12 protein-coding genes are annotated in these 15,567 nt (G+C 58.8%); 3 read left to right on the top strand and 9 right to left on the bottom strand.

What is annotated here, in order from left to right; all coding sequences use genetic code 11:
• Positions 1-224 precede the first annotated feature (224 nt).
• Positions 225-1,163, top strand: a complete 939-nt coding sequence (locus tag JFU37_RS17085) for a site-specific integrase (RefSeq protein WP_201116611.1) — start codon at positions 225-227, stop codon at positions 1,161-1,163.
• A 10-nt stretch (positions 1,164-1,173) separates the two neighbouring features.
• On the opposite strand, the gene JFU37_RS17080 is transcribed toward JFU37_RS17085, so the two are convergent.
• The 6 genes from JFU37_RS17080 to phbB all read right to left on the bottom strand — a co-directional run bounded on the left by JFU37_RS17080 (position 1,174) and on the right by phbB (position 9,014).
• Positions 1,174-2,244, bottom strand: a complete 1,071-nt coding sequence (locus tag JFU37_RS17080) for an ABC transporter ATP-binding protein (RefSeq protein WP_201116609.1) — start codon at positions 2,242-2,244, stop codon at positions 1,174-1,176.
• The gene (locus tag JFU37_RS17075) at positions 2,241-3,839 is read right to left on the bottom strand and encodes an ABC transporter permease (RefSeq protein ID WP_201116607.1); all 1,599 of its coding nucleotides are present in this window, start codon (positions 3,837-3,839) and stop codon (positions 2,241-2,243) included. Before JFU37_RS17075 ends, JFU37_RS17080 begins: the two co-directional genes overlap by 4 nt.
• A 3-nt stretch (positions 3,840-3,842) precedes the next feature.
• Positions 3,843-4,856, bottom strand: coding sequence for an iron ABC transporter substrate-binding protein (locus tag JFU37_RS17070; protein WP_201116605.1), 1,014 nt, complete (start codon positions 4,854-4,856; stop codon positions 3,843-3,845).
• A 373-nt stretch (positions 4,857-5,229) separates the two neighbouring features.
• Positions 5,230-6,933: a class I poly(R)-hydroxyalkanoic acid synthase gene (gene phaC / locus JFU37_RS17065; protein WP_201116603.1), complete on the bottom strand. Its 1,704-nt coding sequence runs from the start codon at positions 6,931-6,933 to the stop codon at positions 5,230-5,232.
• Positions 6,934-7,031: 98 nt separating this feature from the next.
• Positions 7,032-8,210 (bottom strand): acetyl-CoA C-acetyltransferase, encoded by a 1,179-nt coding sequence (locus tag JFU37_RS17060; protein WP_201116601.1) that lies wholly within the window; start codon positions 8,208-8,210, stop codon positions 7,032-7,034.
• 57 nt (positions 8,211-8,267) lie between these two features.
• The gene (gene phbB / locus JFU37_RS17055) at positions 8,268-9,014 is read right to left on the bottom strand and encodes an acetoacetyl-CoA reductase (RefSeq protein WP_201116600.1); all 747 of its coding nucleotides are present in this window, start codon (positions 9,012-9,014) and stop codon (positions 8,268-8,270) included.
• A 464-nt stretch (positions 9,015-9,478) separates the two neighbouring features.
• Here phbB and JFU37_RS17050 point away from each other — a divergent pair, with 464 nt between their 5' ends.
• A complete protein-coding gene (locus JFU37_RS17050) occupies positions 9,479-10,516 on the top strand; it encodes an AraC family transcriptional regulator ligand-binding domain-containing protein (protein ID WP_201116599.1) in 1,038 nt (345 codons plus the stop codon).
• 19 nt (positions 10,517-10,535) lie between these two features.
• Here the strand turns inward: JFU37_RS17050 and JFU37_RS17045 are convergent, their stop codons facing one another.
• Positions 10,536-12,662: a DUF3141 domain-containing protein gene (locus JFU37_RS17045; protein WP_201116598.1), complete on the bottom strand. Its 2,127-nt coding sequence runs from the start codon at positions 12,660-12,662 to the stop codon at positions 10,536-10,538.
• Positions 12,663-12,916: 254 nt separating this feature from the next.
• On the opposite strand from JFU37_RS17045, the gene phaP reads away from it, so the two are divergent.
• Entirely contained in the window at positions 12,917-13,486 is a 570-nt protein-coding gene (gene phaP, locus JFU37_RS17040) for a TIGR01841 family phasin (RefSeq protein WP_201116597.1), read from the top strand.
• A gap of 35 nt (positions 13,487-13,521) precedes the next feature.
• Here the strand turns inward: phaP and phaR are convergent, their stop codons facing one another.
• On the bottom strand, positions 13,522-14,043 hold the full coding sequence (phaR, locus tag JFU37_RS17035; protein WP_201116590.1) for a polyhydroxyalkanoate synthesis repressor PhaR: 522 nt from the start codon (positions 14,041-14,043) through the stop codon (positions 13,522-13,524).
• Positions 14,044-14,214: 171 nt separating this feature from the next.
• A complete protein-coding gene (locus tag JFU37_RS17030; RefSeq protein ID WP_201116589.1) occupies positions 14,215-15,483 on the bottom strand; it encodes an OprD family porin in 1,269 nt (422 codons plus the stop codon).
• Between the last annotated feature and the right edge of the window lie 84 nt (positions 15,484-15,567).

Here is a 15,567-nt window from a genome sequence, read left to right as displayed (position 1 = left end):
GGTCATACGTAATCCGTTGAGATTAGGCCAGAATTTGTGAAAGGAACATGAAAAACCGGTCGGGGAATCGTTTATCAGCGGACTATTAAGCGAACGTTCAGACTTCTACCGCTCATCACGTCCCTTAGTAGAAAAGTCCTACGGAAGTACTCCGTTTTATATACAGGATGTTTCCATTCTTATTAGTTGTTTTAATAAACTGTTTTCACTCAAGGCCGTTTCGTTTGATTGACCTACCTGTTGCTGATTCAAGTGCTGCCAAAACCAATCCGCTGACCCTGTATCTGGCGCGACTCGCTCCCTCCAGCCAGCTGACCATGCGCTACGTTTTGCAGGATGCCGCCGACCGCCTGGGTTTCGAAGACATGAACGTCGAGGAAATACCCTGGCACGAACTTCAGCCTGAAAATGTTGTGGCGCTGGTGGCGACTTTGCGCGAGGACGGCTACGCGCCGAACACGTCATCGTTGTACGTCAATGCGCTGCGCGGGGTCACCAATGAAGCGTGGCGCATGAGCCTGATCAGTCAGGAGCACTTGCTGAAAATGCGCTCAGTGAAGGGCATTGCCGGCACGCGGTTGTCCCAGGGGCGCAATCTCAAGCGCACGCTGATCCAGGAATTGATGGCAGTCTGCGACGCCGATCCTCGGCCACAAGGCCTGCGGGACGCGGCGATCATCGGCATTTTGTACGGCTCTGGAATGCGTAAATCAGAATCGGTGAACCTGGACCTCAATCAGGTCGATTTCACCGAGCGCAGCTTGCGGGTGACCGCCAAGGGCAACAAACAGTTGATCAAGTACGCACCCGCCTGGGCTTTTGCCAAGCTGGATGCCTGGCTGGAGCTGCGCCGTTCACAATTGGGGGAAGGGCAGGACGATGATCCGTTCCTGTTCAACCGGATCCGTCGCGGCAGTCACATCACTCGCGAGCGCATCACCAAACATGCGATCTATTACATTGCCCGGCAGCGAGGCGCGCAGGTCGGGGTGAAAATCATGCCGCATGATTTTAGGCGCTCGTTCATTACCCGAGTGATTGAAGAGCACGATTTATCGATCGCGCAAAAACTCGCCCATCACAGCAATATCCAGACGACGGCCAACTACGATGTGCGCGATGACAACGAGCGGCGTCGAGCGGTTGATCGCTTCGATCTTTGACGGACGGGATTCAAGGTTCGCTCAGGACGTGGGCATGGCCAATCGTCGAAACGTGAACCGTGCTCCCCGCAGGCGGAGCGTGCAGGCCGGAACTGCGCACCAGTAACGACCGGCCTGGCGGGTCTTCGGCGAACTGAGGTTCCAGCTCCACGGTCAAGGTGCAGGTGTTGCCACCGAAATCGCGGTCCGTCACCACGCCTTTACAGCCTGGCGGATGCGCCATGCCAGTCACCAGGTTGCTGACCTGGAGTTGCTCGGGTCGCAACATGATTTGCGCCGAATGGTTATTCCGGTGGTTGTTGACCGGTATCCGTCCCAGATCGCAATGTGCCCAGCCGGCTTCGATTCTGGCGGGCATCACCACGGCTTCGCCGAGAAAAAGTGCGGTTTGTTCGTCGTCGGGATACCGGTAGAGATCCAGCGGATGACCAGACTGCACCAATCGCCCCTGGCGCATCACGGCCAGCTGATCGGCGAACGACAACGCTTCGCTCTGGTCATGGGTGACCAGGATGGTGGTGACGCCTGCGTCGGCCAGCAGCCGTGCGACCAATTTTCGCATGGCGGCGCGCAACCCCGTATCGAGTGCGGAAAACGGCTCGTCCAGTAACATCAAGCGCGGCTGTTGGGCCAGGGCCCGCGCCAGCGCCACACGTTGCTGCTGACCGCCCGAGAGTTCGTGGGGCCAGCGATCAGCCATGTTCGAATCCAGGGCCACACTGTCCATCAACTCGGCGATGCGCTCCTTTTTTTCGAGCCCCTTGGTCGACAGCCCGAAACCGATGTTGGCGGCCACGGTCATGTGCGGGAAAAGAGCACCGTCCTGCGGAACATAGCCAATCAATCGTTGATGCGCCGGCACCTCATGCGTGCCGTCGACGAGCGTCTGGCCATTGAGCGACAGGCGGCCGGAATCGGGAAATTCAAAGCCGGCGATCATCCGCAGCAAGGTGGTCTTGCCGGAACCTGAAGGGCCGACGATGACGGTCCGGCTGCCGGTGGGCACAGACAGGCTGATGTTTTCCAGGGCTCGATGTGAACCGTAGGTCTTATAGATCGAGTGCAGTTCAAGAGCGTTCATCGGCCAGCCGTACGTTTGGATTGGTGATAAAGGAGCCCGGTCAACGGAAGCGACAGCAAAACCATCAGCAAGGCATAAGGCGCCGCCGCGGCGTAATCGATTTCGCTGGTCATCGCCCAAAACCCGGTTGCCAGGGTCCGCGTGCCGTTGGGGGCGAGCAGCAGCGTGGCGGTCAGTTCATTGGTAATCGCCAGGAACACCAGCGCAGCACCGGCTGCAGCCCCAGGCGCGGCCAGGCGCAGGGTGATCAGCCACAGGGCCCGAGCCGGCGAACGACCGAGGCTACGGGCCATATTCTCCAGTTCCACCGGGGCCTGTGCGATACCCGCACGCAGGCTCACCAGGGCACGGGGCAAAAACATCAGCAGATACGCGAGCAACACCGTGATCGTGGTCTGGTAGATCGGCCGGGCGAAATGGATCGTAAACGTCACCAAGGCCAGGGCAACGACAATCCCGGGCAGCGAGCTGGTGATGTAGTTGCAGCTTTCCAACAGCCGTTGCAACCGCCCCGGGGAGCGAATCGACAACCAGGCAATCGGGATCGCCGCACAAGTGGTCAGCAGCGCACCTGAGGCCCCGAACAGCAACGTCTGCTCTAGTGCCGGCAGCAACTCGGTCGACTCCCAGACTTGCGATCCGCCCGCGATCAGCCATTTGCCCAGGGTGATCAATGGCACGCCGAGCGCCAGTGCGCAGGTCACGATCTGCAAGATCAGCGCAAGCGTGGTGGCCGCGCTACTCAGGCGCACGACTCGCTGTTCGCGTGCACTTCCTGACCCCACCCGGGCATAACGCGCATTGCCGCGAGCCGCCGATTCAACCGTGAGCATTGCCAGGCAACACAGCGCCAGAACCCCGGCCAGCATGTTGGCGGCGGGCCCGTTGAAAGTGGATTTGAACTGATCGAAAATCGCCGTGGTGAACGTGTCGAATCGAATCATCGCGTACAGGCCATATTCAGCCAGCAGGTGCAGACCCACCAACAGCGCGCCGCCGCAGATCGCCAGTCTCAATTGCGGCAACACAACGCGAAAAAACACTGCCCAGGGCTTGAGCCCCAGTGACTCACCGACATCTTCGATCGCCGGATCAAGCCGGCGCAACGTCGCAGCAACCGGCAGGTAAAGAAACGGGAAGTAGGCGATGACCGAGACCAGAACCCCGGCAAACAACCCATTAATCGGTGGTACCAGGCTGACCCAGGCATAGCTGTGAACGAAAGCGGGGACCGCCAGCGGCGCGGTCGCCAGCAACGACCACCAGCGCCGCCCTGGCAGGTTGGTGCGTTCTGTCAGCCACGCCAACGCCACGCCGAGCGTGACGCACAAGGGAATGGTGATTACCACCAGCAATACAGTGTTGGTCAGCAACTCGCCAACCCGTGGCCGCCACACCAGCGCCACAAGGGTTGCCCAGCCTGTCTGGAAGGACACGCCGATCACGAACGCAATCGGCAGCAGCGCCAGGAGTGACACCAGCACCGACAAACCGGTCACCCACGCGCCACCGCGGCCCGCAAAGAGACCGCGGGACCGTCGTCGCAAATTCGCGGGTATCGCCTCGGCGACACCCGCTGGCAGGGTTTCAGGCATCAATTAAAGCAGTCCCGCCTGAGTCATCAGTTCCACGGCTTTTTTGCTGTCGAGTTTTGAAGCATCGACAGTTGGCGCGTCGAGCTGCTGCAAGGGCACCAGTTTTGGGTTGGATTCAGCGTTCTTACCCACGGCGTATTCAAACGATTTGCCGTTCTTGAGGACTGCCTGGCCGTCTTTGCCGGTAATCCACTTGAGGAACGCCTGCGCTTGTTCCTTGTGTTTGCTGGACGCCAGGACGCCGCCGCCCGACACGCTGACGAACGCCCCCGGGTCTTTGTGCTTAAAGTAGTACAGCGCGGTGTTGTTGCTGTTTTCGCCGGTCTTGGCCTGGTCGCCGAAGTGGTAATAGTGATAGATCACGCCACTGTCGATCTGACCGGCATTCACCGCTTTGAGCACCGCGCTGTTGCCCCGGTAGGCAGTGGAGTTGGTTTTCATCGCTTTCAACCACTCGAGGGTGGCGGCTTCACCCTTGAGTTCGAGCACGGCGGCGACAATGGCCTGGAAGTCGGCCCCTGCAGGTGAAACACCCCAACGACCTTTCCAGCTCGGGGAGGCGAGGTCCATCAGCGACTTGGGCAGTTCGGCTTCTGGCAGTTTGCTCGGGTTGTAGACGAACACCGTGGAGCGCGCCGCGATGCCTACCCATTTGCCATGTGCCGGACGGTAGGCCGCGCCCACCTGTTCCAGGGTGGTCGGCGCCACCGGTGCAAACAGGCCCGCGTTGTCGACCAGCACCATCGCCGGGGAGTTTTCGGTGAGGAACACGTCTGCCGGCGAGGCGGCGCCTTCCTGCACGATCTGATTGCCCATCTCGGTGTCATCGCCGTTGCGTGCGGTGACTTTGATGCCGGTTTCCTTGGTAAAGCCGTCGATCCAGGCTTTGGTCAGGCTTTCGTGTTGGGCGTTGTAGACCACGATGCCGTCGGTATCTTCGGCATACACGTGACCCGCGCTCAACAGGGCGGTGACCAGCAGTGCTTTTTTCAGGAAAGAAGGCAGAGGGGAATTCATGCGCTGACAGCTCCAGGTTTTTTTTAGAATCGTGCACATAGACTCGACGGAAGAAGGTCGTCGATCAGTGTAGATCAATACGAATCATTTGCATGTTTGAGGCGCGGCGAATGTAAAGTTTGAAATGTGAAAAAAATGTCAAATAAACGGTTAGTTCCTGTCATTTACGTTGTGAAGGCAGAACGAAGCCTCTCGAGGGGACGGTGCGTCAAAATCAAAAGATCGCTGCCTTCGGCAGCTCCTACAGGGGAATGCGTACGCTCTGTAGGAGCTGCCGAAGGCTGCGATCTTTTGATCTTGATGTCGCTTTAGACTTTGATCTGCCTGCCCCTTTTCCTGCAGCCAAACGCAGGCGTTGCGCAGGGGCTGATGGTCATTGCATGACATAACGCCCAGGTGCTGACTCCAGTGCCGGGTACTGGGTGTTTCCGGTGTGCAGTACCGAGGGCTGGCGTTCGCCGGCGTGTTCGGCCAGCCAGAGGAACCAGTCGTTCCACCAGCTGCCGGGGTGTTGCTGGGCATTCTTGAACCAGGTTTCAGGGTTGTTGGTGATTCGGTTGTTGGTCCAGTAGTGACGTTTTTCCCTGGCCGGTGGGTTGATCACTCCGGCGATATGGCCCGAAGCCCCGAGCACGAAGCGTTTGGTGCCGGCGAGCAGCTCGGTGCTGGCGTAAGCGCTTCTCCAGGGCACGATGTGATCGTCATGGGTGGCGAGGATGTAGGCGGGGGCGTCGATGGCGCGCAGGTTCAGTTTTACCCCGCAGCAATCCAGCTCACCGGATTTCAGGTCGTTCTGCAAATAGGTGTGGCGCAAATACCAGCAGTACATCGGCCCCGGAAGGTTGGTGCTGTCGTTGTTCCAGAACAGCAGGTCGAGGGCGGTCGGTTTCTGGCCCTTGAGGTATTTGTCGACGTTGTAGTTCCACCACAAGTCGTTGGGGCGCAGCAGCGAGAAAGTGTTGCCCATGTCTTCGCCCTTGAACAGACCGATGGGGCCATTCAGGCCGCCGATGGTGCGCTCGCGGTAGGCCACCAGTTGTTCGTCGACAAAGATGTCGATGGGGCCGGTATCGACGTAGTCGAGGAAGGTGGTAAGCAGGCTCACGCTGGCGATGTCTTTGTCGCCACGGGCTGCCAGCACGGCCAGCGCCGAGCTCAACAGCGTGCCGCCGATGCAGAAACCCACGCAGTTGGGCCGTTGCTCACCGCTGATCTCGCGGGTCACCTGCAAGCCTTTGATGATGCCGGTTTCGATCAGGTTATCCCAGGTGGTATTGGCGTGTTCCTGATCGAAGTTGCGCCACGACATCAGGAACACCGGGTGTCCTTGCAGCAGCAGATGGCGAACCATCGAGTTGTCCGGGCGCAGGTCGAGGATGTAGTACTTGTTGATAGACGGCGGAACGATAAACACCGGGCGCCGGTACTGGGTTTCGCTTTGCGGGTAGTACTGAATCAGCTGGAACAGTTCGTTCTCGAACACCACTTCGCCGGGGGTGTTGGCCAGGTCGACCCCTACTTCGAAGGCGCCGGCGTCGCACTGGCGCATCTTGCCTTCCTGCAGGTCGCTGGCCAGGTGCAACAGGCCGGTGAGCAGGCTGCCGCCTTGGGTATCGACCACGCGCTGCAGTGCATCAGGGTTGCTGGCCAGGAAGTTGCTCGGTGCACCGGCAGCAATGGCCTGTTCAACCAGATACAGCAGACGCTGGCGCGGTTTTTTTTCTTTGATGGGCAGCGTGTCCAGCAGTTTCAGCAAAAAACCGGCATTGAGCAGGTAAAACGCCGCGAGGGAGCCGAACATCGGTGCGCTCCAGTTTCCACTGGCGAAACGTCGATCTTCAAAGGTGAAGGGCTGACCGCTCAGCAGGCGCTGGCCAAGTTCGCCCCATTGCAGCTGATAGTCCGACTGAAGGCTGTCGAGGGTGCCGCGCGGCAAATCGAACCAGTCGTTGTATTCCTGCCCCGTGAACCACGGATTGGTGCTGACCCATAGACGTAATTGTTGCACTGCAAAGGAGGCAATGAACGGGACCTGGCCTGACCAGAAGGTATTGAAAGTATGCGCGTTGTTGTCCATGGAACTCCTTGCCCACATCAGTAAACCGGGCAGAAAAAAACCGCGGCGCCGGACTTCGGCGCCGCGTCAGCAGTCAAGCAAGCAGTCCTGTGTTTCTTCTATCGTTCGATGACCAGGCTCACACCCTGGCCGCCACCGATGCACAACGTGGCCAGGCCTTTCTTGCCGTCGCGACGAATCAGCTCGTGCAACAGCGACACCAGAATCCGAGCGCCCGATGCGCCGATCGGATGACCCAGGGCAATCGCGCCACCGTTGACGTTGACCTTGCTGGTGTCCCAGCCCAGTTCCTTGCCGACCGCCAGTGACTGCGCGGCGAAGGCTTCGTTGGCTTCGATCAGGTCGAGGTCGTCCAGGCTCCAGCCGGCTTTCGTCAGGACCAGGCGGGTGGCCGGCACCGGGCCGATGCCCATGATCGACGGGTCCACCCCCGCGCTGGCATAAGCCTTGATGCGCGCCAGTATGGGCAAGCCAAGTGCCAGGGCCTTGGCTTCGCTGGCCAGTAACAGCACGGCGGCGCCATCGTTGAGGGTCGACGAGTTGCCAGCGGTCACGCTGCCGTTTTTCTGGAAGGCAGGTTTGAGGTTACCGAGTGCCTGGAGCGTGCTGTCCGGGCGAGGTTGTTCGTCGGTGTCGAAGACCAGCGGATCGCCCTTGCGCTGAGGAATCAGGATCGGGGTGATTTCACGCTTGAAGTAACCCGCTTCGATGGCCGCTGCGGCTTTCTGTTGCGAGGTGGCGGCGAAGGCGTCTTGTTCTTCACGACTGATGCTGTACTGGTGGGCGAGATTCTCAGCGGTAATGCCCATGTGGTAGTCGTTGAAGGCGTCCCACAAACCATCCTGAATCACGCTGTCTTGCAGTTGCGCATGACCCAGACGCAGGCCAGTGCGTGCCTTCGGCAGTACGTAAGGGGCCAGGCTCATGTTTTCCTGACCGCCGGCAATCACCAGTTCGGCATCGCCGCAACGGATCGCCTGGACCGCGAGCTGCACAGCCTTGAGGCCGGAGCCGCAGACCTTGTTCAGGGTCAGGGCAGGGGTGGTATAGGGCAAGCCGGCCTTGATCGCGGTCTGGCGTGCCGGGTTTTGTCCCGACCCTGCGGTTAGTACCTGGCCGAGGATCACTTCATCGATCTGGCTCGGTTCGATACCGGTCTGTTCCAGCAGGCTGCGAATCACCGCAGCCCCCAGTTCGGTAGCGGGAATCGCCGACAAGGCACCCTGAAAACTGCCAATGGCAGTACGCGTAGCGGCAACGATTACGACTTCGTTCATGCATGACCTCATCAAATTTGTGTCGAACAGGAGCGGGGCGTCCATGCCCCGACAGGCCTATTGCATGTTCATGCCGCCGTTGACCGAGAAGTCGGCGCCGGTGCTGTAGCCCGATTCATCGGACGCCAACCACGCCACGATGGAGGCGATTTCTTCGGGTTGGCCGAGGCGCCCGACCGGCGTGGCCGCGATCATGGTGTCGAGAATGTCCGGGCGGATGGCCGCGGTCATGCTGGTCTGGATGTAGCCAGGGGATACGGTATTGACGGTCACGCCCTTGCCGGACACTTCCCGGGCCAGGGCCATGGTGAAGCCATGGATTCCGGCTTTGGCGGCGCTGTAGTTAGTCTGGCCGAACTGGCCGCGCTGACCGTTGATCGAGGAGATGTTGATGACCCGTCCCCAGCCCTTGGCCAACATGCCTTCAATCACCTGTTTGGTGGTGTTGAACAGGCCGGTCAGGTTGGTGCCGATTACCGCGTTCCAGTCTTCTGGGGTGAGTTTGCGGAAGGAGGCATCGCGAGTGATGCCGGCATTGTTGACCAGTACATCGATCGGGCCGAATTGTTCACGTGCCATCTCGAAAGCTTTGCGGGTCGATTCCCAATCGGTGATGTCGCCGTAGATGCATTCGAACTGATAACCCGCCGCCAGCTGCGCGGCAATCCAGTCGTTCTTGCGGGCGGAATCAGAGCTGCAGCCCACGATGACTTTGAATCCTTCCTTGTACAGGCGTTGGCTTATCGCAGTGCCAATCCCACCCATACCACCCGTTACCAACGCAATACGACTAAGCGACTTCATACACTTCCTTCCTTTTTTTGTATTGCGCTGCAAGATGGGAGGATTGTTCGGTATTGGCGGGGTGTGCGGAAGTGTTGAGAGGTGACTGTCTGGTGTCCAACGGCGCCATGCACGGAATGAAATAGAACTGTTCGATACTTTTGTCGTCGCCTCGAAACGTTCTTGTAGCAGCTGTCGAGCCTGCGAGGCTGCGTTCGGCGGCGAAGCCGTCGTAAAACCAGGCACCGCGGTTTTTCAGACAAGCCGCGGACGCAGGATTTGCGAGGACTTCGTCCTCGAACGCAGCCTCGCGCTGCTCGGCAGCTGCTACAGGGGGACGAGTGGTGTGCAGGCCTGGCAAAAAAGCGTGAGTACCTATACTCAGGTCAATTCTTCAAATTAAACCTCCGGTTACTATTTGCTGTAACGTAGATCAGTCATGGCTCCGGACAGGATGTTCGGTTCCACAGGTCATTGAGGACGCCATGTATAGAATGAGTTCAGGCTGTGCCAGCGTGCTGGTAAATACGCTCTCGGCTCAAGGACTGGATGTTGCCAGTCTGTGTCGGGAGGCTGGACTAGGCATTGATCTCGCGAACAAACCAGAAGCGTTTTGCGAGCGAAGGGCGATCTATCGGCTATGGGATCTGGCCGCTCAGGCCTCGGGCGATCCGGACATCGGCTTGAAGGCTTATGGAAGTTTCCACCCCGGCAGTTTTCAGATTGTCGGCTACACCATGATGTCCAGCCTGAATCTGAAAAAAGCCCTTGAACGCCTGGTCCGTTTCAGTCCGTTGATTGGCACTGGCTTCAGCCTTTTCTTTACATCGGAACAGCAGAATTACCGGTTGTCCGGGCTCGATCATCATCAAAAAGGTTCGGTCAAACCTCGCCAGTACACCGATGCAGGGCTGGCTTCATTGCTGGGCTTCTGCCGTAAGTTGGCGGGAGGCAACTCACCGCAACCCTTGAGCGTCGGATTCACCTATCCCGAACCTGAAGACACCTCCGAGCATCGACGGTTGTTTGGCTGTGCGCTGCATTTCGACGCGGCTTATGACAGCATTTTGTTTGACGAGCAGGAGCTGCTGCATCCGTTGAGCATGGCCAACGAAGCGTTGGCGGTCATGCATGACAGTTTTGCCGAGGCGCAATTGGATCTGCTGTTTGGTTTCTGCATTGTCGGCCGGATTCGCGCGCTGATAACCGAGCGCTTGAGTCAGGGGCAGGGGCAATGCGACATGGAGTCGATTGCCGCGTCGTTGAACATCAGCAAGCGAACGTTGCAGCGCGCCCTGGAAAAGGAAGGAACGCAATTCAAGGACGTGCAGAACGCGGTGCGCCGGCAATTGGCCGACTTCTACCTGCGCCATTCTCACTTCAACATGAAGCATGTGGCGTATCTCCTTGGTTTTCATGACCACAGCAGTTTCAACAAAGCCTGCAGCCGCTGGTTTGGCATGACACCCGGTCAGTACCGGGCCGATGAATCGTTTGAAATCGAGGAGGCCGCGCCGGTCTGACGCGGTTCTCGTCAGCGAGTCAGAGCGGCTTCTTTGCACCCTTCTTGTGTTTGGCGGATTTGTGCACCGGGCTTGCAACCTTGGCCAGCGGTTCGGGGGTTGGCGCCGGAAGGTCCTCTTCAATAGCCTCCACTTCAGCGGGCGGTTGAGTCAGGTTGGAATCGGGTAGCGCAACGTCGAGCAGCGGGTGCAACTCGCTCCGGGACTGGTTTTCAGCGGCATTGGCTGTCAGCACTGGCGGTAGCGGGTTGTCGTGCAGACGCTCGATCAACGCCTTGTCGTGCTGCTCGGCATGTGCCTGAAGATTTCGCCCTGGCGGGTTGCCGGCGAGGCTATTGAGCGCGCCATACACGCCGTAGAAACACATTTCCTGAGTGGCATCACGCAAATCCCGGTAGCCGTTCAAGGCGTCCTGCACCTGGTTGGAAAACAGCTCCTGCCAGGCCAGCAACGGGTTATCAGGGCTGGCAGGATGACGATCCTTGCTCACTTGCGCGGCGCTTCCTGCCAACCACCATATCGCAGGGTTCAAGCTACTCCACATCACTTGCTGTTGATGGAAGGGGTGCGCCTTGCGCAAAAGTTCGGCGCTGGTTTCGTTGATCAACTGGCGCAGCCATGGACGTATGAAACCGTCGTAAAGGCTGTTGTTGATCGCGGAGGCGCGTTCGACCAGCGCGAATTCGCGATCGTCATCACGAGGCGGCTTGGCGTCACCATGGATATCGGCAATTCGCCGAGGTTCGAAACGCACGCCATATTGCGAATCGATGCTGCCCGACGTCGCTGGCAAATCATCGATGAGCATTTCATACAGCCCGGCCGGTAGCGCATTGATCGCGTCGACCGCACCCAGCAATTCGCGGTGTTCGCGTCGGGCCACTTCGCCGGAAACGAAGATACCCAAATGGCCGATGGTGGCATGCCGCAAGTAAACGATGGTGCGTCCGGCACTTTGCAAGGCGAGATCACTGGGGTACACGTCGGTGATCCAGTCCAGCGCTTGTTGCGGCGAGGTGATGTTGTCGCCATACGAGCAGAACACCACCACCGGGACTTCAATCAGCTTGAGGTCAAGCCCGCTGCTTTTGCGCCCGAGTCCGCCGGACAGCTGATTGCCGATGAACAAGTCGTCGACAATCATCTCGATCTCTTCGCCATTGAGTAGGGTCGGGCTGCCCCACCAGCGCTCGAAATCGAGAAACCGCGCAGCCTCGCTGTCCACTTCACTGAACAGGTGGTAGTACTTGCCCCACCAGGCGTTGGCCGGGTCCAGGCTTTCGAAATTGCTGACCAGCCAGGTGCCGTCGAATCGGTTATTGCCCAGGTCGCTACCCAGGCGCGCCATCCAGCCACCGCCCAGCAAACCACCGGTGTAGCGCATCGGATTGCGGCCATTGACGCCGGCCCAGTACGACAACGGCGCACCGTTGACGATGATCAACCCCGGCAGTTCTGGCCGGGTGGCCGCCAACCCCATCAACGCCCAGCCCGCCTGGCAATTGCCGATCACCACCGGTTTGGCGCTGTCGGGATGCCGCTCGCTGACGACCTCAATGAATCGGGCCTGGGCGTCAACGATGTCCGCCAGGGTTTGCCCAGGGCGTGGCGAGTGACTGAACGAAATGAAGTAGGTGGGGTGGCCGGCTCGCAGGCTTTCGCCGATGACCGAATCCTGCTTGAAGCCCCCGATCCCCGAGCCGTGGCCGCCGCGGGGGTCGATGATGATCACGGGCTGTTTTTTGGCATCGATCTGTTGCCTGGGCCCCGCGAGGATCTGCAACAGCGAGTAATTGACCGGGCGGGACAGGTCTTCACCGGCGACCAGCCGCTCATGATTGAACTTCAGTAGCAGGGGATACCCGGCCTGCTCGTGGGCCAGCGTGTTGTCGCCGCGCTGACGCAGGGTGTCCCAGAACAGCACACTGCGTTGCCCCAGATCAGTGAAGTATTCCTGCCAGTCAGCAGACATTGGCTGTTTGAGTTGCCCAAGGCTTAACGGCGCGAAGGTTTTTGCCTGGCGCTTTTGCACGGCGTCGAGGACGTTGCGGGTATTGAGTTGCTGCAGATGATTGAGGTGGTCGAACAGGCCGGCCGGTGTGGAAACCCCTTCATCGTGCGGTGCAATATTTTCTTCCTGACCCATCGTGATCTCCTGACGCCGTGCATGGGAGCGGTCCGTTTCATCCCTTTAATTAACCAAGGTAAGGCGGGCCGTTCGATTTTCAGGAGTTTATCGTTAATAGAGGCAGTGCAGACAAGCTTTATTTTGCACCGCACAAAAATAGACATTGCCAAATAGTTTTGTGCACTGCAATATCAAGGCTAGCGCGATGACTGGCCGGATTGCTGTCGCGTCCTCAGGCCCCTCTGGGCCTTCCAGTACCAGGAGATTCAAGCATGTCTTTTTTCAACTCGGAAAAACTGCAAACCGCTCAGAAAGCCAACCTCGACCTTTTGCAGCAAATCAGCGGCAAAGTCTTCGCCAGTGTTGAACAGCTCAGCCAGTTGCAGTTCAAGGCACTGCGTGATTCCACCGAAGAGCACTTTGACGGTGTCCGCAAGCTGCTGGCCGTGCGCGATCCACAAGGTTTCGCTGAGCTGCAGGCTTCTTTCACCCAGCCGAGCGCGCAGAGCGAGCGTCTGGCCGAGTTCAATCGTCAGGTTCAAGCGCTGATCGTGGGGACGCAGTCGGACATCGCCAAACTGACGTCGAGTCAGGTCGAGGCGGGCACCCAGCAGGTGCAAGAGTTCGTTGAAGCGATCAGCAAGAATGCACCGGCCGGCTCCGAGCCTGTCGTGGCCGCGTTCAAGTCGGGCCTGGCGAATGCCGGTACGGTGTTTGAAAGCGCACAGAAAGCAGTGAAACAGGCTGCCGATGTGGCTCAGAGTGGTTTCGAGAGCGCGACTGCCGCCACCGCAAAAGCGGCCCCGGAAGCCAGCGCCAAGGCCACCAGCGGTAACAAGTAAGTCAAATCAGTAAGGCAACACCGATGGCGATGGGATTACTCCCCATCGCCATTTTTTTTCGTTCCGGTATCGGAATCCGGCTTGCCGCCGAACATGCCGAACAGGTTCTGGGTGTTCAGATAGAGCGCCTTGGACTGGTCGACGTACTGGCGCATCAAATCCTGCATCACTGGCGCTTGCTGGTGCATGAAGGTGCTCCAGGCTTCGGATGACTGTGCACCGGTCTGCGACTGAACATCGATGACGGTCTGAATGCTCTTGTCCAGGTAACTGCCCAGTACACCCTGATAGGGGCCGTAGAACTGGATGATCCCCATCAGCATCTCGCTGGTGAAGATGGGCTCACCGCCGCTTTCAGCCTCCAGAATGACTTGCAGCAGGATGCTGCGAGTCAGATCCTCGCCACTCTTGGCATCGACCACCTGAAATGCGATTTTATCGACGACCAACTGGCGTATGTCCGCCAGGGTCAAATGGCTGCTGGTGTGAGTGTCATACAGCCGGCGATTGGGGTACTTCTTGATCAGGCGGGGAGTGTTCCGACTGTTATCTGTCATGCGGGGCGTCTCGTGGCGAGCCTGGTTTGCAGGCATCTTATCCTACTCTGGCCACTGCCGCGGTTTGGTAGAGCAGAATCAAAAGATCGCAGCCTGCGGCAGCTCCGACAGAAGGAATGCGTACTCTGTAGGAGCTGCCGCAGGCTGCGATCTTTTGATCTTTTGATCTACTTACCAGATCGGCAAGGTGTAACTGACGATCAAACGGTTTTCATCCAGGTCGCTGCCAAAGTTAGTCGAACGAACCGTCGCGTTGCGCCATTTCACCCCGACGTTTTTCAGCGGCCCGCCCTGAATGACGTAACCGATATCGGTGTCGCGCTCCCATTCCTTGCCTTCCGGGCGGTTGCCGCCCAGATCGATATTGTCGCCGTTGATGTAGCGCGTCATAAAGGTCAGGCCAGGAACGCCAAGGGCCGCAAAGTTGTAGTCGTAACGCGCCTGCCAGGACTTTTCATCCTTGCTGGCGAAGTCACCGATCTGCACGAAGTTCACCAGGAACGCATCGGTGCCGTTGACGTAGGCGAAACCGGTGTCGCCACTCATGCCTTGATAACCCAGACCGAAAGCGTTCCCGCCGAGACTGTAGGTAATCATCGCGCCCAACGCCTTGTTGTCGACATTGCTGCCGCCATCATCCGTTGAGCGGGCGAAGCGCAGATCCGTCTTCAACGACTGCCCCGGAGTGATGGGTAGCATGTACGTCAGGTTCACCAGGTGCTGACTGTAGAAATTGTCGAGATGACCGTAGCTGTAGCCCGTGGCGAGGTTGCTGGTCCATTTGTAGTTCAGGCTGGCGAAATCGAAACTGTCGCTGCCCAAATGACGCGTGGTAATGCCTTTGGCGCCGGTCCGGGTGATGCCCATGTCCTCATAGTCCGAGGAGTCGCGCTGGTTGACCTGCGTCAGCCGCCCGGCATCCACGGTCAAGCCTTCGACTTCCAGCGACGTCAACTGACCACCCTTGAAGGTTTGCGGCAACAGTCGTGAATCGTTGGCCAATACTGTCGGCAATTTGGGCAGCAACGTGCCGAGTTTCAGCACACTTTTAGAGGCGCGTATTTTGGCGGTCAGGCCCAGTTCTCCATACTCGTCCTGAGCACCCTTGCTCGTGTCGCTGTGGCGTTTGAGCAGGCCGGAGCCGGCGCGATCGGGGCTGGAGTCGAGTTTGACGCCGAGCAGGCCGATGGCATCAAAGCCGACGCCGATCAAGCCCTCGGTGAAGCCGGATTCGTAGCGCATCAAAAAGCCCTGCGCCCATTCCTCTTGTTTCGATTGAGGGGCGTTGGCCTGGCGATAGTCGCGGTTGAAATAGAAGTTGCGCAGCTCAAGGCTGGCCTTGCTGTCTTTGACAAAGTCCGCTGCGGCGGGGGCCGAGAGGCTGATAACGCCACCGGCCAGCAGCAGTCGGGTCGCCAGATTGCGGGTGTGACGGTCCATGTTGAAACCCCTTTATTTTTATTATGGAAAGACAGGTCCCGCAGCCCTCGCCGAATAGGCGAGGGCTTATCGATAAAAAACGCG

Source organism: Pseudomonas sp. TH41, from assembly GCF_016650695.1.
GTDB lineage: Bacteria > Pseudomonadota > Gammaproteobacteria > Pseudomonadales > Pseudomonadaceae > Aquipseudomonas.
This window is presented reverse-complemented; position numbering and strand designations above follow the sequence as displayed.